Below are 18510 nucleotides of genomic sequence, written 5' to 3'. Positions count from 1 at the left end.
TCAACCTTACTCTGCAGCAGCTGGAGCTTTCTTGCCGAAAGCGCCGAAACGGTCTGCAAAGCGCTGTACACGACCGCCAGTATCCAGAGTCTTCTGCTTACCGGTGTAGAACGGGTGGCATTCGTTGCATACGTCGATCGCCAGAGGCTTGGCCAGGTTCGAACGAGTTTCGAACTTGTTGCCACAGCTGCAGGTAACTGCGGTGATTTCGTATGTTGGATGGATATCGGCTTTCATGATGTATTCCTCAGGCTAGCGTGCCGCCACTCAACACCATTGTTGAATACCGCACGTAATTAGGCCGCGGATTCTACCAGACCTTTGCAATCACGCAAGCTGTCGCTTAAACCAGTCGTCTGCTAGGCTCCCGGCCTTCTTCATCGCCCTCTCATCGAGAAAACAATCGCGTGCCCAACGCCATTTTGCGCCTCGCCCTGCCTTCGCCCCTGCGCCGCCTGTTCGATTACCGTGCCCCGGCCGGAGTCCTGCGCGCCCAGTTGCACCCGGGCATGCGCTTGCGGGTGCCGTTCGGTCGGCGGGAGATGATCGGGATTCTGGTGGAGGTCACCGACACCAGCGAAGTACCGGCAGAAAAGCTCAAACCGGCCCTGGCGCTGCTCGACGCCACGCCGCCGCTACCGCCCGCGCTGTTCAAGCTGTGCCTGTGGACCTCTCAGTATTACCAGCACAGCCTCGGCGACACGTTGAGCTGGGCACTGCCGGTATTATTGCGTCAGGGTGAACTGGCCGAAGCTCGTCAGGAACGCTTCTGGTCCGCCGCGCCCGGCGCCAGCCTTGATGACCCGCGCATCGCTCGTGCCCCGCGTCAACGCGAGGCCCTGGCAACCCTGGCCCAGCATCCCCATGGCGTCGCTCATCAGCTGTTGAGCAAACTGATGCTGAGCAAGGACAGCCTCGATCTGTTGCTGGCCAAGGATCTGGTGCAAGTAGAAATCCGCAAGCACGCGCCCGGTGTGCGCCACGAACACTGGCTGGCGCAACCGGAATTGCCGCTCAACCCGGAGCAGCGCGCCGCCTACGAAGCGATTCGCGCCGGATTCGACAGTTATCACGCGTTCCTGCTGGCCGGCGTCACCGGCAGCGGCAAGACCGAAGTCTATTTGCAGCTGATCCGCGAAACCCTCGAGGCCGGCAAACAAGCCCTGGTGCTGATCCCGGAGATCAACCTCGGCCCGCAAACCCTGGCGCGCTTCGAGCAGCGCTTCAATGCGCGCATCGCGCTGATCCACTCGGCAGTCAATGACCGCGAACGCCTGGAAGCCTGGCTGGCGGCACGGGATGGCGAGGCCGACATTATTATCGGTACCCGTTCGGCGCTGTTCACGCCAATGAAGAACCCTGGCCTGATCATCATCGATGAAGAGCACGACGGCTCTTATAAACAGCAGGAAGGCCTGCGCTACCACGCCCGCGACCTGGCGCTGGTCCGCGCCCGGCAGGAAAACATCCCGATTGTCCTCGGATCCGCCACGCCTTCGCTGGAAAGCCTGCAAAATGCCTACACCGGTCGTTACGGCCTCTTACGCCTGAATGAGCGGGCCGGTGGCGCCAAGCAACCGCGCTTCCTGCGTCTGGACGTGAAAAGTCGCCCGCTGGACAGCGGCATTTCAGGACCGATGCAGCAAGCCATCGGTCAGACCCTGGCCGCCGGCCAGCAAGTGCTGGTGTTCCTCAACCGCCGAGGGTTCGCCCCGACGCTGCTCTGCCACGACTGCGGCTGGATGTCTGAATGCCAGCGCTGCGACGCGCGAATGACCGTGCACCAGCGCTCCGGCGAACTGCGTTGTCACCATTGCGGCTACGTTGAACGCGTGCCCCGGCATTGCCCGAAGTGCGGCAAGGTCGATTTGCGGCCCGTGGGTGCCGGTACCGAGCGCGCCGAAGAACGCCTGGGGATTCTGTTTCCAGACGTCCCGGTGCTGCGAGTCGACCGCGACAGCACTTCACGCAAAGACGCGATGAATCAACTGTTCGCCACCATTCAGAAAGGCCAGCCATGCATTCTGGTCGGCACACAGATGCTTGCCAAAGGGCACCACTTCCCTCGGGTAACGCTGGTGTCGATTCTGGATGCCGACGGCGGACTGTTCTCCGGCGACTTCCGCGCCAGCGAACGCATGGCGCAATTGATCGTCCAGGTCGCCGGGCGCGCGGGGCGGGCCGAAGAGCCGGGCAAAGTGATCATCCAGACGCATTTGGCAGACCATCCACTGCTGGTGCAACTGACTGAGCAAGGCTATTTCGCCTTTGCCGAACAGGCGTTGAGCGAACGCCGCTCCGCAGGGCTTCCGCCGTTTGCGCATCTCGCGCTGCTGCGGGCCGAAGCGCATAAACCGGGGCAAGCCGAAGGTTTTCTTGATGAGGCCTGCAGTGAGGCCGAACGTTTGCTGGCCGAGCAGAACTTGACCGGTATTGAGTTGCTGGGGCCAGTGCCTGCGCCGATGGAGCGCCGAGCCGGGCGATATCGTGCACAGTTGTTGCTGCAAGCCACGGCCCGGGCGCCGCTGCATCGGTTGCTGAGCAGTTGGTTGCTGGTTTTGGAGCAGATGCCGAGTGGGCGGGCGGTGCGTTGGTCGCTGGATGTCGATCCGGTCGATTTGTATTGAATTCAAGATCGCTATCGCGGGCAAGCCCGGCTCCCACAGGGATTTGCGTTGTTCACATGCTCTATGTCCTACCACTTACCCTGTGGGAGCGGGCTTGCCCGCGAAGGCGGCCGAATTGTCACCACATATCCATAACCTGCCCGCTATAGTTGGCAAGCCCGTCTTCGCCACGGATAATACCCAGTTTTTCCACTAGCGCATCGAAGCGCCGCCGCGCTTGCGGTCGACAGAGAACACCATGAAAGACACCATTCGCCAGCTGATCCAACAAGCCATCACCCAACTCGTCAACGAAGGTGTGTTGCCTGAAGGCCTGTCGCCGGCGATCCAGGTGGAAAACTCTCGCGACAAGAAAAACGGCGACTTCGCCAGCAACATCGCCATGATGCTGGCCAAGCCTGCGGGCATGAAGCCGCGCGACCTGGCCGAGAAAATCATCGCCGCGCTGCCGGCTGACGAGAACGTCTCCAAAGCCGAAATCGCCGGCCCTGGCTTCCTGAACTTCTTCCAGAACACTCAAGCCCTGGCGACCCGCCTGGACGCGGCACTGGCCGACGACCACATCGGCGTGCGCAAGGCCGGCCCGGTGCAGCGCACCGTGGTAGACCTGTCGGCCCCGAACCTGGCCAAAGAAATGCACGTCGGCCATTTGCGTTCGACCATCATCGGCGACGGCGTGGCCCGGGTTCTGGAATTCCTCGGCGACGAAGTGATCCGCCAGAACCACGTTGGCGACTGGGGCACCCAGTTCGGCATGCTGATGGCTTATCTGCAGGAAAACCCGATCACCAGCGATGAGCTGTCGGACCTGGAAAACTTCTACCGCGCCGCCAAGCAACGCTTCGACGAGTCCGAAGAATTCGCCGATCGCGCCCGTGGCCTGGTGGTCAAGCTGCAAGCCGGCGACCCGGACTGCCTGGCGCTGTGGACCAAGTTCAAAGACATCTCCCTGTCGCACTGCCAGAAAATCTACGAACTGCTGAACGTCAAACTGACCATGGCCGACGTGATGGGTGAAAGCGCCTATAACGACGACCTGATCAATGTGGTCAACGACCTCAAGGCCGCCGGCCTGCTGGTCGAAAGCAACGGCGCTCAATGCGTATTCCTCGACGAGTTCAAGAACGCCGATGGCGACCCACTGCCGGTGATCATCGTCAAGGCTGACGGCGGCTACCTCTACGCCACCACCGACCTCGCGGCAGTGCGCTACCGCAGCGGCGTGCTGAAGGCCGATCGTGCGCTGTACTTCGTCGACCAGCGTCAGGCCCTGCACTTCCAGCAAGTGTTCCAGGTCGCGCGCCTGGCCGGCTTTGTGACGCACCCGATGGAAATGGAGCACATGGGCTTCGGCACCATGAACGGCGCCGATGGCCGTCCGTTCAAGACCCGTGACGGCGGCACCGTGAAGCTGATCGACCTGCTGACCGAAGCCCAGGAACGCGCCTACACCCTGGTGAAAGAGAAAAACCCGACGCTTGCCGAAGACGAGTTGCGCAACATCGCCAAGGTCGTGGGCATCGGCGCCGTGAAATACGCCGACCTGTCCAAGCACCGCACCAGCGACTACAGCTTCAACTTCGACCTGATGCTGAACTTCGAAGGCAACACCGCGCCATACCTGCTGTACGCCTACACCCGGGTGGCCGGTGTGTTCCGCAAACTCGGCAAGGATTTCAGCGAAGTCGAAGGACAGATCGTCCTCGAAGCCGCGCACGAACATGAGCTGGCGGCGAAACTGGCGCAGTTCGGCGAAATTCTGAATAACGTGTCCGACAAAGGCACGCCGCACATCCTCTGCACCTACCTGTACGATGTCGCCGGCCTGTTCTCCAGCTTCTATGAGAACTGCCCGATCCTCGGCGCCGACACCCCGGCGCAAATGCAGAGCCGCCTGCGCCTCGCCGCGCTGACCGGCCGCACTCTCAAGCAAGGCCTGGAACTCTTGGGTCTGGAAACTCTGGAGCGTATGTAAGTTGGCTGCCAAGAAAAAACCTGCACCCAAGCGTGGCGCCAGCCGTTACCAAGCTCCTGCAAAGCAACCGATCCCGGGCTGGCTGTGGATGGCCATCGGCCTGACGGTCGGTGCGTTCATTGTATTCCTGATGAAGCTGGAGCCGGGCAAGGGCAGCGATACCGTCAAGCGCGAGAAGATCGAACAGCAGAAAGCCACCAAGATCGCCGAGGCCAACAAGACCCCGCCAAGCCCGACGCAACCGGTGAAGCCGAAGTACGACTTCTACACTTTGCTGCCGGAATCGGAAGTCATCGTGCCGCCGGACGCGGTGCCGGAGAAAACCCTGCCGACACCACAAGTGCCGGCCATTCCGACCACGCCGGTGACGCCTGCGGAAGCGGCGAAGATCGACACGGCCCGGGCTCAAGCGGCATTGGCCGGCATCACCCCGCCGCCAGCGCCACCCGTGGCGAAAGCTGCGCCGGTGACCAAGTTCTTCCTGCAGGCCGGTTCGTTCCGCAAGGAAGCCGATGCCGACAAGGTGCGTGCGCAGATCATTCTGCTGGGTCAGGCCGTGGCGGTTGAATCCGGCACCGTGAAGGACGAGACCTGGTATCGGGTTCTGGTCGGCCCGTTCAGCAACCGCGAACAGCTGACCACCGCTCAGAAACAACTGGCTGGCAGCGGCTTCAGCAACCTGTTGTTACAACAACGCCAGAGTCGCTGATTTCCCGACAGGGTAGCCGCGTCATCGTTCATCGCGGGCAAGCCCGCTCCCACAGGGTTGGCGCATATCCTGTGGGAGCGGGCTTGCCCGCGATGGCGTCATCAGCGACACCGCCTCCTCCACCTGCCCTACACCGCTCGTCCCCCGCCGCGTCCTACAGTTGAAAAACGATCCACCACCCCCATATGAGTTGGCATAAGGCATTTTCGCCCCGCTGCGTGGAGACTCTCCCTTGACCACCATCGTTTCAGTTCGCCGCCACGGCAAAGTCGTCATGGGCGGCGACGGCCAGGTTTCGCTCGGCAATACCGTGATGAAAGGCAACGCGAAGAAAGTTCGCCGCCTCTACCACGGCCAGGTTATCGCCGGTTTTGCCGGGGCCACCGCTGACGCCTTCACCCTCTTCGAGCGTTTCGAAGGCCAGCTCGAGAAACATCAGGGCCACCTGGTTCGTGCCGCCGTCGAACTCGCCAAAGAATGGCGCACCGACCGCTCCCTGAGCCGCCTCGAAGCCATGCTCGCGGTCGCCAACAAAGATGCCTCCCTGATCATCACCGGCAACGGTGACGTGGTTGAGCCCGAAGAAGGCCTGATCGCCATGGGTTCCGGCGGCGGCTACGCCCAGGCTGCCGCGAGTGCCCTGTTGAAGAAAACCGATTTGTCGGCGCGGGAAATTGTCGAAACAGCGCTCGGCATCGCCGGCGACATCTGCGTATTCACCAACCACACCTTCACCATTGAGGAGCAGGACCTCGCCGAGTAAGCCTGTTTCGGCCTAGTGCCACGGCTCACTTTTGCTTGAGGACCGCCAATTATTATGCCCATGACCCCCCGTGAAATCGTCCACGAACTCAATCGCCATATCATCGGCCAGGACGATGCCAAACGCGCCGTTGCCATCGCGTTGCGCAACCGCTGGCGCCGGATGCAGCTGCCCGAAGAGCTGCGCGTCGAAGTCACCCCCAAGAACATCCTGATGATCGGCCCGACCGGTGTCGGTAAAACCGAGATCGCCCGTCGCCTGGCCAAGCTCGCCAACGCGCCGTTCATCAAAGTCGAAGCGACCAAGTTCACCGAAGTGGGCTACGTCGGCCGTGACGTCGAATCGATCATTCGTGATCTGGCCGACGCTGCGATCAAGCTGCTGCGCGAACAGGAAATGACCAAGGTTCGTCACCGCGCCGAAGACGCCGCCGAAGAGCGCATCCTCGACGCTTTGCTGCCACCGGCACGCATGGGCTTCAGCAACGAGGACTCCGCCTCGTCCCAGGATTCCAACACCCGTCAGCTGTTCCGCAAACGCCTGCGTGAAGGTCAGCTGGATGACAAGGAGATCGAAATCGAAGTGGCCGAAGCGACCGGCGTCGATATCTCCGCACCACCGGGCATGGAAGAAATGACCAACCAGCTGCAGAGCCTGTTCGCCAACATGGGCAAGGGCAAGCGCAAAAACCGCAAGCTCAAGGTCAAGGAAGCGCTGAAACTGGTTCGCGACGAAGAAGCCGGTCGCCTGGTCAACGAAGAAGAATTGAAGGCCAAGGCCCTGGAAGCCGTTGAGCAGCACGGTATCGTGTTCATCGATGAAATCGACAAGGTCGCCAAGCGTGGCAATTCCGGTGGCATCGACGTGTCCCGCGAAGGCGTACAGCGCGACTTGCTGCCGCTGATCGAAGGCTGCACCGTCAACACCAAACTGGGCATGGTCAAGACTGACCACATCCTGTTCATCGCTTCTGGTGCGTTCCACCTGAGCAAGCCAAGCGATCTGGTGCCGGAGCTGCAAGGTCGCCTGCCGATTCGGGTCGAGCTCAAGGCCCTGAGCCCGGAAGATTTCGAGCGCATCCTCAGCGAGCCGCATGCATCGCTCACCGAGCAGTACTGTGCACTGCTGAAAACCGAAGGTCTGCTCATCGAATTCCTGCCGGACGGCATCAAGCGTCTCGCCGAGATCGCCTGGCAGGTCAACGAGAAAACCGAAAACATCGGTGCCCGTCGCCTGCACACCCTGCTCGAGCGTCTGCTCGAAGAGGTGTCGTTCAGCGCCGGTGATCTGGCCAGCACCCACGAGGACAAGCCGATCCTGATCGATGCCGACTACGTCAACAGTCACTTGGGCGAATTGGCACAGAACGAAGACCTGTCCCGTTATATCCTGTAGGTCACCTACTCTCCTGTGAGAACGTAACACCTGTAGGAGCTGCCGCAGGCTGCGATCTTTTCCGGCTGATGCCGAAGATCAAAAGATCGCAGCCTGCGGCAGCTCCTACACAACGTTCCACATAGACGGACGACCTGCCATGACCCAACTCCCCACCGACATCAAACTCCACAAAGCCTCAAAAACCCTGACGCTCAAATACGCGTCCGGCGAGGAATATCACCTGCCCGCCGAGTTCCTTCGCGTGCATTCTCCTTCCGCTGAAGTCCAGGGCCACGGCAAACCCATCCTGCAATTTGGCAAGATCGCCGTAGGCCTGAGCAAGGTCGAACCGGCCGGTCAGTACGCACTGAAATTGACCTTCGACGACGGCCACGACAGCGGCCTGTTCACTTGGGAATATCTGTACCAGCTGGCAGTGCGCCAAGAAGATCTCTGGAACGATTATCTTGCGGAACTCAAAGCGGCTGGAAAGACCCGTGATCCGAATGAGTCGGTCGTCAAGCTGATGCTCTAAATCAGCCCTCTGGCTATTTAGAGGGCATTTTCTAATTCCATCTGTTTGAATGCTTGGCTGCCGGGTCAACGATTGGCCCGCTTGCGAAAAAAATTAAACTCGGGTAACCAATGGAGCTGGCAAGTTCCGTGCATTTGTAGCTATGCGCAATTAACGGTCACCCGAGCAGTAGTACCTGGCGTTGTTGTGTGACTACACAGCTGGGCTCAGGTACTCGCCTCAGGACAATGGAGCGTCGTAGATGAGTAACAAGCAAAACGATGACCTGAAATTCCAGGCTTCAGAAAATACCTTGGGACTGAATCCTGTTGTTGGGCTGCGTAGAAAGGATCTACTGGGTTCTGCTCGAATGGTGCTGACCCAGGCCATCAGACAACCCATCCACAGCGCCAGGCACGTCGCCCATTTCGGCATCGAACTCAAGAACGTGCTGTTCGGAAAATCCGAGCTTCAACCGCAAAGCGACGACCGCCGTTTCCTCGACCCGGCCTGGAGCCAGAACCCGCTTTACAAACGTTATTTGCAAACTTATCTGGCGTGGCGCAAGGAGCTTCACGCGTGGATCGATGACAGCAACCTGTCGCCCAAGGACGTCGCTCGCGGGCATTTCGTGATCAACCTCATGACCGAAGCCATGGCCCCGAGCAACACGGCGGCCAACCCGGCGGCGGTCAAACGCTTCTTCGAAACCGGTGGCAAGAGCCTGCTCGACGGCCTCTCCCATCTGGCCAAGGATCTGGTGCACAACGGCGGTATGCCGAGCCAGGTCAACATGGGTGCATTCGAAGTCGGCAAGAGCCTGGGCGTGACCGAAGGCGCAGTGGTGTTTCGCAACGATGTGCTGGAGTTGATCCAGTACCGACCGATCACCGAGCAGGTGCATGAACGCCCGCTGCTGGTGGTGCCGCCACAGATCAACAAGTTCTACGTTTTCGACCTGAGCCCGGACAAGAGCCTGGCGCGCTTCTGCCTGCGCAACAACGTGCAGACGTTCATCGTCAGCTGGCGCAACCCGACCAAGGAGCAGCGCGAGTGGGGTCTGTCGACCTACATCGAAGCGCTCAAGGAAGCGGTCGATGTCGTCACCGCGATTACCGGCAGCAAAGACGTGAACATGCTCGGTGCCTGCTCCGGCGGCATCACCTGCACCGCCCTGCTGGGTCACTACGCAGCGATCGGCGAGAAGAAGGTCAACGCCCTCACCCTGCTGGTCAGCGTGCTGGACACCACCCTGGACAGCGATGTGGCCCTGTTCGTCGACGAGCAGACCCTCGAAGCCGCCAAGCGCCATTCCTACCAGGCCGGTGTGCTGGAAGGTCGCGACATGGCGAAAGTCTTCGCCTGGATGCGCCCCAACGACCTGATCTGGAACTACTGGGTCAACAACTACCTGCTGGGTAATGAGCCGCCGGTTTTCGACATCCTGTTCTGGAACAACGACACCACCCGGTTGCCCGCGGCGTTCCACGGCGACCTGATCGAGATGTTCAAAAACAACCCACTGATCCGCTCCGATGCCCTGGAAGTGTGCGGAACGCCGATCGACCTCAAGCAGGTGACCGCCGACATCTTTTCCCTGGCCGGTACCAACGATCACATCACTCCGTGGAAGTCCTGCTACAAATCCGCGCAGCTGTTCGGCGGCAAGGTCGAGTTCGTGCTGTCCAGCAGCGGACACATCCAGAGCATTCTGAACCCTCCGGGTAATCCGAAAGCGCGCTACATGACCAGCACCGAAATGCCGGTCAAAGCCGAAGAGTGGATGGAAAATTCCACCAAGCACACCGATTCCTGGTGGTTGCACTGGCAGGCGTGGCAGGCCGAGCGTTCGGGCAAACTGAAGAAATCCCCCGCCAACCTTGGCAACAAGGCCTATCCCGCGGGCGAAGCTTCGCCGGGTACCTACGTGCATGAACGTTGAGCTTCAAATAACTCGCAGTCCGCGGCACTGGGAGGTGCCGCGATCTCTATCGATTACTCTCGAGGCCAACCTCGAACATTCTGCGACGGCCCGGGACGGCTCGATCAGCGTTTAAAACCTACAGGGCTCTGTGCATGCCGCAACCGTTCGTCTTTCGTACCGTCAACCTGGATGGCCAGACCCTCCGCACCGCGGTACGCCCCGGCAAGCCTCACTTGACGCCCTTGCTGATTTTCAACGGCATCGGCGCCAACCTGGAGCTGATATTCCCGTTCGTCCAGGCTCTGGATCCGGACCTGGAAGTCATCGCCTTCGACGTACCCGGCGTCGGCGGCTCATCGACTCCCAACCGCCCGTATCGCTTTTCGGGCCTGGCGAAACTCACGGCGCGAATGCTCGACTATCTCGATTACGGGCAAGTCAATGTGATTGGCGTTTCGTGGGGTGGCGCTCTGGCGCAGCAGTTCGCCCATGACTATCCCGAGCGCTGCAAGAAGCTGGTGCTGGCTGCCACAGCGGCTGGCGCCGTGATGGTTCCGGGCAAGCCGAAAGTGCTGTGGATGATGGCCAGCCCACGGCGCTACATCCAGCCATCCCATGTGATCCGCATCGCACCAATGATCTATGGCGGCTCGTTCCGTCGCGATCCGACCCTGGCTGCCAGTCACGCCGCCAGGGTCCGCTCGGCAGGCAAACTCGGTTATTACTGGCAGCTGTTCGCCGGCCTCGGCTGGACCAGCATTCACTGGCTGCACAAGATCAACCAGCCAACTTTGGTGTTGGCCGGCGACGATGACCCACTGATTCCACTTATCAACATGCGCATGTTGGCCTGGCGAATTCCAAACGCCCAACTGCACATCATCGACGACGGCCATCTGTTTTTGATTACCCGGGCCGAAGCGGTGGCACCGATCATCATGAAGTTTCTTGAGGAGGAACGTCAGCGCGCAGTAATGCATCCACATCCGGCGCCATCGGGCGGTTAACCGACCCCGGCTTTTGTTTACTAAAAGGAGTTGGCAGGACGCCGTGCCGCGCAACAACCCGCAACAGCGTCTATGGTGTTTTGTTCGGGTGTGTTTGTTTTTGGCCTGACGACGAAGGAGTGTTAACTCATGCGCGACAAACCAGCGAAGGGCTCATTGCCCACTCCCGCTGCATTCATCAATGCACAGAGTGCGGTTACCGGTCTGCGCGGCCGGGACCTGCTTTCGACCTTGCGCAGCCTGGCCACCCACGGCCTGCGCAATCCGGTGTATACGGCCCGGCATGCCTTGAAGCTGGGCGGCCAGTTGGGCCGCGTACTGTTGGGTGAAACCTTGCACCCGACCAACCCGCAGGACAGTCGCTTTGCCGACCCGACGTGGAGCCTCAATCCTTTTTATCGCCGCAGCCTGCAGGCCTATCTGAGCTGGCAGAAAGAAGTCAAAAGCTGGATCGACGAAAGCAACATGAGCCCGGAGGATCGTGCCCGCGCCCACTTCGCCTTTGCCTTGATCAACGACGCCGTGGCGCCATCCAACACCCTGCTCAATCCGCTGGCGATCAAGGAATTTTTCAACTCCGGCGGCAACAGTCTGGTGCGGGGTATCGGCCATCTGCTCGACGACCTCCTGCATAACGACGGCCTGCCCAGACAAGTCACCAAGCAATCGTTCGAGGTGGGCAAAACGGTTGCCACCACTACCGGCTCCGTGGTGTTTCGCAATGAGCTTCTGGAGCTGATCCAGTACAAGCCGATGAGCGAAAAACAGTATTCAAAGCCATTGCTGATCGTGCCGCCACAGATCAACAAGTACTACATTTTCGACTTGAGCCCCGGCAACAGCTTCGTCCAGTACGCCCTTAAAAACGGTTTGCAGACCTTCATTATCAGCTGGCGCAATCCCGATGTGCGTCATCGCGAATGGGGGTTGTCGTCCTACGTCGAAGCCGCCGAAGAAGCGATGAATGTGTGCCGGGCGATCACCGGCGCTCGCGAGGTCAACCTGATGGGAGCCTGCGCGGGTGGGCTGACCATCGCCGCGCTGCAAGGGCATTTGCAGGCCAAGCGGCAGCTACGACGGGTGTCCAGCGCGACCTACCTGGTCAGCATGCTCGACAGCCAGATCGACAGCCCGGCCACCCTCTTCGCCGACGAACAAACGCTGGAAGCGGCCAAGCGCCGCTCATATCAGAAGGGCGTTCTGGAAGGTCGCGACATGGCCAGGGTGTTTGCCTGGATGCGTCCCAACGATTTGATCTGGAATTACTTCGTCAATAACTACCTGCTGGGCAAGGAGCCGCCGGCGTTCGACATCCTCTACTGGAACAATGACAACACGCGCCTGCCGGCGGCGTTTCATGGCGACCTGCTGGATTTCTTCAAGCACAACCCGCTGAGTCATCCGGGTGGGCTGGAAGTGTGCGGCACGCCGATCGACCTGCAGAAAGTCACCGTCGACAGTTTCAGCGTGGCGGGCATGAATGATCACATCACCCCGTGGGATGCGGTGTATCGCTCGGCATTGCTGCTGGGTGGCGAGCGGCGCTTTGTGCTGTCCAACAGCGGTCATGTGCAGAGCATTCTGAACCCGCCCCACAATCCGAAAGCCAACTACGTCGAGAATCCGAAACTGAGCAGCGATCCGCGGGCCTGGTATTACGACGCCAAGCGCGTCGACGGCAGTTGGTGGACGCAATGGCTGGGCTGGATTCAGGAACGCTCCGGCGCACAACATGAAACCCAGATGGCCCTCGGCAACCAGAACTATCCACCGATGGAGGCGGCACCCGGTACTTACGTGCGCGTGCGCTGACGTTCAACGAACCACGGCCGCCAATGGCCGTGGCATGACTCGACCATTAAGAAGACTGGATGAAAACCCGCGACCGGATTCTCGAATGTGCCCTGCAGTTGTTCAATCAGAAGGGCGAACCGAATGTGTCCACCATGGAAGTGGCCAACGAAATGGGCATCAGCCCGGGTAACCTCTACTACCATTTCCACGGCAAGGAACCGCTGATCCTCGGGCTGTTCGAGCGCTTCCAGGCCGAGCTGACGCCCTTGCTCGATCCACCGTCCGATGTGGAATTGGCACCTGACGATTACTGGCTGTTCCTGCACCTGATCATCGAACGCCTGGCCCACTACCGGTTTCTGTTCCAGGATCTGTCGAACCTTGCCGGCCGCCTGCCGAAACTGGCCAAGGGGATACGCAACCTGCTCAATGCGTTGAAGCGCACACTGGCGTCATTGCTGGCACAGTTGAAAGCTCAAGGTCAGTTGGTCAGTGACACCCAGGCGCTGGGGCAGCTGGTGGAACAAATCACCATGACGTTGCTGTTCTCGCTGGACTATCAGCGGATTCTCGACCGTGAAGGTGAAGTGAGGCTGGTGGTGTATCAGATCATGATGCTGGTGGCGCCGCACTTGCTGCCGCCGATCAAGGTCGCGACCGAGCGGTTGGCGTTGCAATACCTCGAAGAGCATTAAGATCAAAAGATCGCAGCCTTCGGCAGCTCCTACAGGTGTACGCAATCCCCTGTAGGAGCTGCCGAAGGCTGCGATCTTTTTTCGACAAGCGACCCAAATCTTGAATCTTCAAAACAAAAACGCCCGACCTTTGCAGGCCGGGCGTTTTTTTAGTCCTGAAATCAGGACTGACTGGTTGGCGTCGATGGAGCCGGCGTGGCAGTCGGGGTTACAGCAGGGGTCGGTGCAGTGGCGGAGTTCGCCGTGCTGACCGGGGTTACCGGCTTGGCAGCAGCCGCTACTGGTTTCGGTGCAGCCGCTTTCGGGGCGACCGGTTTTTTCACTGCTGGCTTCTTCGCTGCGGCAGGTTTGGCTGCTGCGGTTTTAGCTGCAGGTTTGGCCGCCGGTTTAGCAGCTGGTTTGGCGGCAGGTTTTGCGGCCGATTTGGCTGCAGGTTTCGCCGCGGCAGTTTTGGTTGCCGGTTTAGCGGCAGCCTTGGCCAATGGTTTGGCTACGCTTTTGGCCGCTGGTTTGGCCGCCGCGGTTTTCGCCGCAACAGGCGCAACCTTGGCACCGGTGAGTTTTTCGATTTGCTTGGTCAGGGTATCGACCTTGCTGTGCAGTGCCTTGACCTCATTGCGGCTCGGTACACCCAGGCGCGAAATGGCGCTGTTCAGACGCTTGTCGAAAGCCCCTTCCAGCTCATCCCATTTGCCCAGTGCACGATCTTTCACGCCGCTGATGCGCGACTTGGCCGACGAAGCGGAGTCCTTGGCGGCATCGACTTTTTTGCCGACAGCGCTCTTGGTGAGCTTCTCGGCTTTCTCGCCGTCCTTAACCAATGTATCGAAGAGCTTGCTGCCGTCAGTGTCAATCTTCGAGTACACGCCTAAACCAGCCAGCCAGATCTTGCGGGAGTAGTCTTCGACCTTCCCGATCCACGAGCTGCCTTCTTTTTCAGTATTCTTTTTACCAGCCATCCCGTTCTCCTTAAGATTTACGCGCGACACGTTCGAGCAATGCCGTCAGCTCATCGAGCTTAGCAGAGAGTGTCTCAACGTCATGTTTAGACGGAATGCCGATACGATTCAAGGCACTTGCGATACGTGTATCGAAAGCCCTTTCGACTTTGTCGAGTTGAAGTTCGACTTTGCCTTTGAAAGTGCTCACTTCACTCTTGGCTTCATCGATCTCGGCATTGGCCGCTTCAAGTTTTTCAGTGACTACTTTTTTGCCTTTCTTTTCAACAGCTTGACCAGCTTTGATCAGCTCTTGAACGTACTCGCTACCCTCTTGGCCGACCTTGGTGTAAGCACCCAGACCAGCGAGCCAGATCTTGCGGGCATACGATTTGACGTCGCCCAGGGCGTTAGTCTCAACGTCGACTTTTTTCTTCAAAATAACTTTGGCCATGGTGCACCTCACGCGCAGAAGGGTCGAGGAACTGCCCGCAGAGAGTCGGGCTCAGGCACAAAGTAGTGAGAATAATTAGAAACGGCACCCTAACAAGTGACATAAACCTTTGGGCGCACCACAAACAAATGTGGGAGCGAGCCTGCTCGCGAAAGAGGCAGGCACATTCAACATTGATGTCGACTGAAAGACCGCTTTCGCGAGCAGGCTCGCTCCCACAGGGACCGCATTCCACAGATGGAAGTGGATCAGGTCAGTGCTTTATCGAGCGCCCTTTCGATTTCCGATTTGATGGTGCCGCTCATGGCGGACATCAACAGGCCCAATTCGACATCGACCTTGATCGAGTCCTCGCCCACATATACCGCCCCTTTTACACCCGAGCGTCTGAGATTCAGGGTGTCGCCGGACCACTGCGGCTCCAGGCCATATTGTTCGGACAGTTTCTGCGCCAACTTGTCGGCCTTCTCGCGGGCCGCTTCCTTACCCAGGCCGTGGGCACGCTCAACACTAATACGGGCCATCGAATGACTCCTGCTTTATCGTGACTTGCTCAAGACATCTTGACCCTGCATGCGTCAAAACGTCCCGGTAGTTGCCTATCTTACCTTCAGCCTTGCCAAGACAAAGCAGGCCACCGGGATTAGAATGTCCCGCATTCTCTTTTGGTGACAGCGATATGACTGATCAGCGCAAAGGCAGCGATGCCGAACCCACCACTCACTTCGGCTTCAAAAACGTTCCGGAAAGCCAGAAAGCGGAAAAAGTCGCTGAGGTTTTCCACTCGGTAGCCGCCAAGTACGACCTGATGAACGACCTCCTGTCGGGCGGCATGCACCGTCTGTGGAAGCGTTTCGCGATCGAATTGTCGGGCGTGCGCACCGGTAACCGCGTGCTGGACATCGCCGGCGGCACTGGCGACCTGACCCGCAAGTTCTCGCATCTTGTGGGACCGACTGGCCAGGTAGTGTTGGCCGACATCAACGAATCCATGCTCAAGGTCGGTCGTGACCGCCTGCTGGATCTGGGTGTGTCCGGCAACGTCGAATTCGTCCAGGCCGACGCTGAAAAGCTGCCGTTCCCGGACAACCATTTCGATTGCGTGACCATCGCCTTCGGCCTGCGCAACGTGACGCATAAAGAAGACGCCCTGCGCTCGATGCTGCGCGTGCTGAAACCGGGCGGCCGTTTGCTGGTACTGGAATTCTCCAAGCCGACCAACGCGCTGATGTCCAAGGCCTACGACGCCTATTCGTTCGCCTTCATGCCGTTGATGGGCAAGCTGATCACCAATGATTCGGAAAGCTATCGCTACCTGGCCGAATCGATCCGCATGCACCCGAACCAGGAAACCCTGAAGTCGATGATGGTCGAAGCCGGTTTCGACCGCGTGACGTACCACAACATGACCGCAGGCATCGTCGCCCTGCACCGCGGCATCAAGCCCTGATGTTGCTGGCCGGCCTGCTCGCCAGCGTTGAACTCGGTTTGAACCGGGTGCTGCGTCTCGACAGCACAGCGCTGCCGCGACTGGCGCATTTGAGTGGCAAGGTGATTGCCGTCGACTGCCGCAGCCCGGCGCTGCAAGTGTTCATCCTGCCCAGCGATGAAGGCCTGATGCTCGCCTCCCAGTGGGAAAGCGGTGCCGATTGCACCTTGCGCGCACCGGCCTCAAGCCTGCTGAAACTGGCGACGAGCAAGGACAAGACTTCGGTTCTGCATGCCCCGGAAGTCGAACTCGACGGCGACAGCGGCGTGCTGCTGGAACTGGCGACGATCCTTCAGGACCTCGAACTGGACTGGGAGTACGAACTCTCGCGCTGGCTGGGACCTGTGGCCACGCAACTGGTCGGCGGTCACCTGCGCAGTCGCGCACGCTGGTATCAGCAAGGGTTCGCCAGCCTGAATCAGAACCTGGGCGAATACCTGGCCGAAGAATCGCGCGCCCTCGTCGGTCAGCGCGAAGCTGACGCCCGTTTTAATGAACTGGACCAGATCAAGCTCGATCTGGAACGTCTCGAGGCGCGTTTCGAGCGCCTTTTCCGATCCCTCGACCCAAGCGATAACGCATGAAGCTGCTTGCCGTCCGCCGTTTGTTGCGCATCCAGCGCGTTGTGATTCGCTACCGCCTCGATGACTTGCTGTTCGCCCTGCCACTGCCCTGGTTTCTGCTGGCGCTGCGCTACGCCTTGCCGTGGCGCTGGTTTCCGCGCAAGACGCTGGACCTGAGCCGTGGTGCGCGACTGCGCCTGGCGTTGCAGGACCTGGGGCCGATTTTCATCAAGTTTGGCCAGATCCTTTCGACGCGCCGCGACCTGCTGCCCGAAGACATCGCCGATGAACTGATGAAACTGCAGGACCGCGTGCCGCCATTCGACTCGCAAGTGTCGGTCCGGCTGATCGAAGAGCAGCTTGGCAAAAAAATCAGTGAAGTCTTCAGCCGTTTCGACGTCGAGCCACTGGCCTCGGCCTCGGTGGCGCAAGTGCATGCCGCGCAGCTGAAAACCGGTGAAGAAGTAGTGGTCAAGGTGATCCGCCCGGGCCTCAAACCGATCATTGCCCAGGACCTGGCGTGGCTGTTCATTCTTGCCCGCGCCGCGGAAAAACTCTCGGCCGACGCTCGCTTGCTACACCCGGTGGACGTGGTCAGCGACTACGAAAAAACCATCTACGACGAACTCGACCTGCTGCGCGAGGCGGCTAACGCCAGCCAGCTGAAGCGCAATTTCGAAGGTTCGCCGCTGCTCTATGTGCCGCAAGTCTATTGGGACTGGTGCCGGCCGAAAGTGCTGGTGATGGAGCGCATCTACGGGATTCAGGTCACCGACCTCGCGACCCTGGCCGACCAGCGCACCGACATGAAAATGCTCGCCGAGCGTGGTGTGGAGATTTTCTTCACCCAGGTGTTCCGCGACAGCTTCTTCCACGCCGACATGCACCCCGGCAACATCTTCGTCAGTACCGTGCAACCGTGGAGCCCGCAGTACATCGCGATCGACTGCGGCATCGTCGGCAGCCTGACCCCGGAAGACCAGGACTATCTGGCGCGCAACCTGTTCGCGTTCTTCAAGCGTGATTACCGGCGTGTCGCGCAGTTGCACATCGATTCGGGCTGGGTACCGGCGGAAACCAAACTCAACGAGTTCGAAGCAGCGATCCGTACCGTGTGCGAGCCGATCTTCGAAAAACCGTTAAAAGATATTTCCTTCGGCCAGGTGCTGATGCGCCTGTTCCAGACCGCTCGACGCTTCAACATGGAAGTGCAGCCGCAATTGGTCTTGCTGCAAAAAACCCTGTTGAACATCGAAGGCCTGGGCCGTCAGCTGTACCCGGACCTCGATCTGTGGAACACCGCCCAGCCGTTCCTCGAACGCTGGATGCGCGAGCGCGTCAGCCCCAAAGCCTTGTTAGGCAACGTGCAGAGCCAGTTCGAGCAGATCCCGCATCTGGCCAACATGGCCCGCGACCTGCTCGAGCGCATGTCCCAGCCCCACGCCAACGACCCACCACCCCCTTGGCACAAGCGCAAGGACGACTGGTTCCTGCGGTTGCTCGGCACCGCTCACCTGGCGGGTGGCACGATACTCGCAGCCGGTGGCCCACTGAACGAATTGGGGCATTGGCCCGCCGGAATCATGGTGGCGGTCGGCTTGTATCTGGTCGTTCGCCGATAGCCAGTTGGATGATCGGCTGGCACACTGTTTGAACGCTGAATTTGAACATTGGCCTCAAC

17 protein-coding genes are annotated in these 18510 nt (G+C 59.8%); 13 read left to right on the top strand and 4 right to left on the bottom strand.

The features are described 5' to 3' along the window. Window positions 1-6 precede the first annotated feature (6 nt). Entirely contained in the window at window positions 7-237 is a 231-nt protein-coding gene (rpmE, locus tag KGB18_RS05640; protein WP_007899231.1) for a 50S ribosomal protein L31, read from the bottom strand. Window positions 238-407: 170 nt separating this feature from the next. Here rpmE and KGB18_RS05635 point away from each other — a divergent pair, with 170 nt between their 5' ends. The 10 genes from KGB18_RS05635 (at window position 408) to KGB18_RS05590 (ending at window position 13385) form a co-directional block, all read left to right on the top strand. Next, window positions 408-2627, top strand: a complete 2220-nt coding sequence (locus KGB18_RS05635) for a primosomal protein N' (protein ID WP_223569510.1) — start codon at window positions 408-410, stop codon at window positions 2625-2627. A gap of 238 nt (window positions 2628-2865) precedes the next feature. Beyond that, window positions 2866-4602, top strand: coding sequence for an arginine--tRNA ligase (gene argS, locus KGB18_RS05630; protein ID WP_052965061.1), 1737 nt, complete (start codon window positions 2866-2868; stop codon window positions 4600-4602). 1 nt (window position 4603) lies between these two features. Next, window positions 4604-5311 carry an SPOR domain-containing protein gene (locus KGB18_RS05625; RefSeq protein ID WP_030129222.1) on the top strand — a complete coding sequence of 236 codons (708 nt, stop codon included), beginning with the start codon at window positions 4604-4606 and terminating at the stop codon, window positions 5309-5311. A gap of 232 nt (window positions 5312-5543) precedes the next feature. Beyond that, window positions 5544-6074, top strand: a complete 531-nt coding sequence (gene hslV, locus KGB18_RS05620; RefSeq protein WP_007899242.1) for an ATP-dependent protease subunit HslV — start codon at window positions 5544-5546, stop codon at window positions 6072-6074. A 54-nt stretch (window positions 6075-6128) separates the two neighbouring features. After that, entirely contained in the window at window positions 6129-7469 is a 1341-nt protein-coding gene (gene hslU / locus KGB18_RS05615) for an ATP-dependent protease ATPase subunit HslU (protein WP_123721588.1), read from the top strand. A gap of 139 nt (window positions 7470-7608) precedes the next feature. Beyond that, window positions 7609-7986 carry a gamma-butyrobetaine hydroxylase-like domain-containing protein gene (locus KGB18_RS05610; protein WP_123721589.1) on the top strand — a complete coding sequence of 126 codons (378 nt, stop codon included), beginning with the start codon at window positions 7609-7611 and terminating at the stop codon, window positions 7984-7986. A gap of 241 nt (window positions 7987-8227) precedes the next feature. Next, complete coding sequence (gene phaC / locus KGB18_RS05605) at window positions 8228-9907, top strand: class II poly(R)-hydroxyalkanoic acid synthase (RefSeq protein ID WP_123721590.1); 1680 nt, start codon at window positions 8228-8230, stop codon at window positions 9905-9907. 134 nt (window positions 9908-10041) lie between these two features. Further along, window positions 10042-10896 carry a poly(3-hydroxyalkanoate) depolymerase gene (phaZ, locus tag KGB18_RS05600; RefSeq protein ID WP_030129227.1) on the top strand — a complete coding sequence of 285 codons (855 nt, stop codon included), beginning with the start codon at window positions 10042-10044 and terminating at the stop codon, window positions 10894-10896. A gap of 129 nt (window positions 10897-11025) precedes the next feature. Beyond that, window positions 11026-12708, top strand: a complete 1683-nt coding sequence (gene phaC / locus KGB18_RS05595; RefSeq protein ID WP_123721591.1) for a class II poly(R)-hydroxyalkanoic acid synthase — start codon at window positions 11026-11028, stop codon at window positions 12706-12708. Window positions 12709-12767: 59 nt separating this feature from the next. Continuing rightward, window positions 12768-13385 carry a TetR/AcrR family transcriptional regulator gene (locus KGB18_RS05590; protein ID WP_048396070.1) on the top strand — a complete coding sequence of 206 codons (618 nt, stop codon included), beginning with the start codon at window positions 12768-12770 and terminating at the stop codon, window positions 13383-13385. 161 nt (window positions 13386-13546) lie between these two features. On the opposite strand, the gene KGB18_RS05585 is transcribed toward KGB18_RS05590, so the two are convergent. The 3 genes from KGB18_RS05585 to KGB18_RS05575 all read right to left on the bottom strand — a co-directional run bounded on the left by KGB18_RS05585 (window position 13547) and on the right by KGB18_RS05575 (window position 15301). Further along, entirely contained in the window at window positions 13547-14344 is a 798-nt protein-coding gene (locus KGB18_RS05585; protein WP_223569509.1) for a phasin family protein, read from the bottom strand. Window positions 14345-14354: 10 nt separating this feature from the next. Beyond that, window positions 14355-14777: a phasin family protein gene (locus KGB18_RS05580; protein ID WP_007899266.1), complete on the bottom strand. Its 423-nt coding sequence runs from the start codon at window positions 14775-14777 to the stop codon at window positions 14355-14357. Window positions 14778-15025: 248 nt separating this feature from the next. Next, window positions 15026-15301, bottom strand: coding sequence for a polyhydroxyalkanoic acid system family protein (locus KGB18_RS05575; protein ID WP_030129232.1), 276 nt, complete (start codon window positions 15299-15301; stop codon window positions 15026-15028). A gap of 155 nt (window positions 15302-15456) precedes the next feature. On the opposite strand from KGB18_RS05575, the gene ubiE reads away from it, so the two are divergent. From ubiE to ubiB, 3 genes are read left to right on the top strand one after another with little or no spacing between them, the layout of a single operon-like run. Beyond that, complete coding sequence (gene ubiE / locus KGB18_RS05570) at window positions 15457-16227, top strand: bifunctional demethylmenaquinone methyltransferase/2-methoxy-6-polyprenyl-1,4-benzoquinol methylase UbiE (protein ID WP_008005057.1); 771 nt, start codon at window positions 15457-15459, stop codon at window positions 16225-16227. Further along, window positions 16227-16850 (top strand): SCP2 domain-containing protein, encoded by a 624-nt coding sequence (locus tag KGB18_RS05565; protein WP_050683117.1) that lies wholly within the window; start codon window positions 16227-16229, stop codon window positions 16848-16850. Before ubiE ends, KGB18_RS05565 begins: the two co-directional genes overlap by 1 nt. Beyond that, entirely contained in the window at window positions 16847-18451 is a 1605-nt protein-coding gene (gene ubiB / locus KGB18_RS05560; RefSeq protein WP_123499973.1) for a ubiquinone biosynthesis regulatory protein kinase UbiB, read from the top strand. Before KGB18_RS05565 ends, ubiB begins: the two co-directional genes overlap by 4 nt. Window positions 18452-18510: the final 59 nt, after the last annotated feature.

It is taken from the genome of Pseudomonas sp. BF-R-26, assembly GCF_019947395.1.
Taxonomy (GTDB): Bacteria; Pseudomonadota; Gammaproteobacteria; order Pseudomonadales; family Pseudomonadaceae; genus Aquipseudomonas; species Aquipseudomonas farris.
This window is presented reverse-complemented; position numbering and strand designations above follow the sequence as displayed.

Excerpts from the sequence above, each read along its gene's own strand:
- rpmE (WP_007899231.1), bottom strand. The coding sequence starts at position 237 with ATGAAAGCCGATATCCATCCAACATACGAAATCACCGCAGTTACCTGC.
- argS (WP_052965061.1), top strand. The coding sequence starts at position 2,866 with ATGAAAGACACCATTCGCCAGCTGATCCAACAAGCCATCACCCAACTC.
- hslU (WP_123721588.1), top strand. The coding sequence starts at position 6,129 with ATGCCCATGACCCCCCGTGAAATCGTCCACGAACTCAATCGCCATATC.
- KGB18_RS05610 (WP_123721589.1), top strand. The coding sequence starts at position 7,609 with ATGACCCAACTCCCCACCGACATCAAACTCCACAAAGCCTCAAAAACC.
- phaC (WP_123721590.1), top strand. The coding sequence starts at position 8,228 with ATGAGTAACAAGCAAAACGATGACCTGAAATTCCAGGCTTCAGAAAAT.
- phaZ (WP_030129227.1), top strand. The coding sequence starts at position 10,042 with ATGCCGCAACCGTTCGTCTTTCGTACCGTCAACCTGGATGGCCAGACC.
- phaC (WP_123721591.1), top strand. The coding sequence starts at position 11,026 with ATGCGCGACAAACCAGCGAAGGGCTCATTGCCCACTCCCGCTGCATTC.
- KGB18_RS05590 (WP_048396070.1), top strand. The coding sequence starts at position 12,768 with ATGAAAACCCGCGACCGGATTCTCGAATGTGCCCTGCAGTTGTTCAAT.
- KGB18_RS05585 (WP_223569509.1), bottom strand. The coding sequence starts at position 14,344 with ATGGCTGGTAAAAAGAATACTGAAAAAGAAGGCAGCTCGTGGATCGGG.
- KGB18_RS05580 (WP_007899266.1), bottom strand. The coding sequence starts at position 14,777 with ATGGCCAAAGTTATTTTGAAGAAAAAAGTCGACGTTGAGACTAACGCC.
- KGB18_RS05575 (WP_030129232.1), bottom strand. The coding sequence starts at position 15,301 with ATGGCCCGTATTAGTGTTGAGCGTGCCCACGGCCTGGGTAAGGAAGCG.
- ubiE (WP_008005057.1), top strand. The coding sequence starts at position 15,457 with ATGACTGATCAGCGCAAAGGCAGCGATGCCGAACCCACCACTCACTTC.
- KGB18_RS05565 (WP_050683117.1), top strand. The coding sequence starts at position 16,227 with ATGTTGCTGGCCGGCCTGCTCGCCAGCGTTGAACTCGGTTTGAACCGG.
- ubiB (WP_123499973.1), top strand. The coding sequence starts at position 16,847 with ATGAAGCTGCTTGCCGTCCGCCGTTTGTTGCGCATCCAGCGCGTTGTG.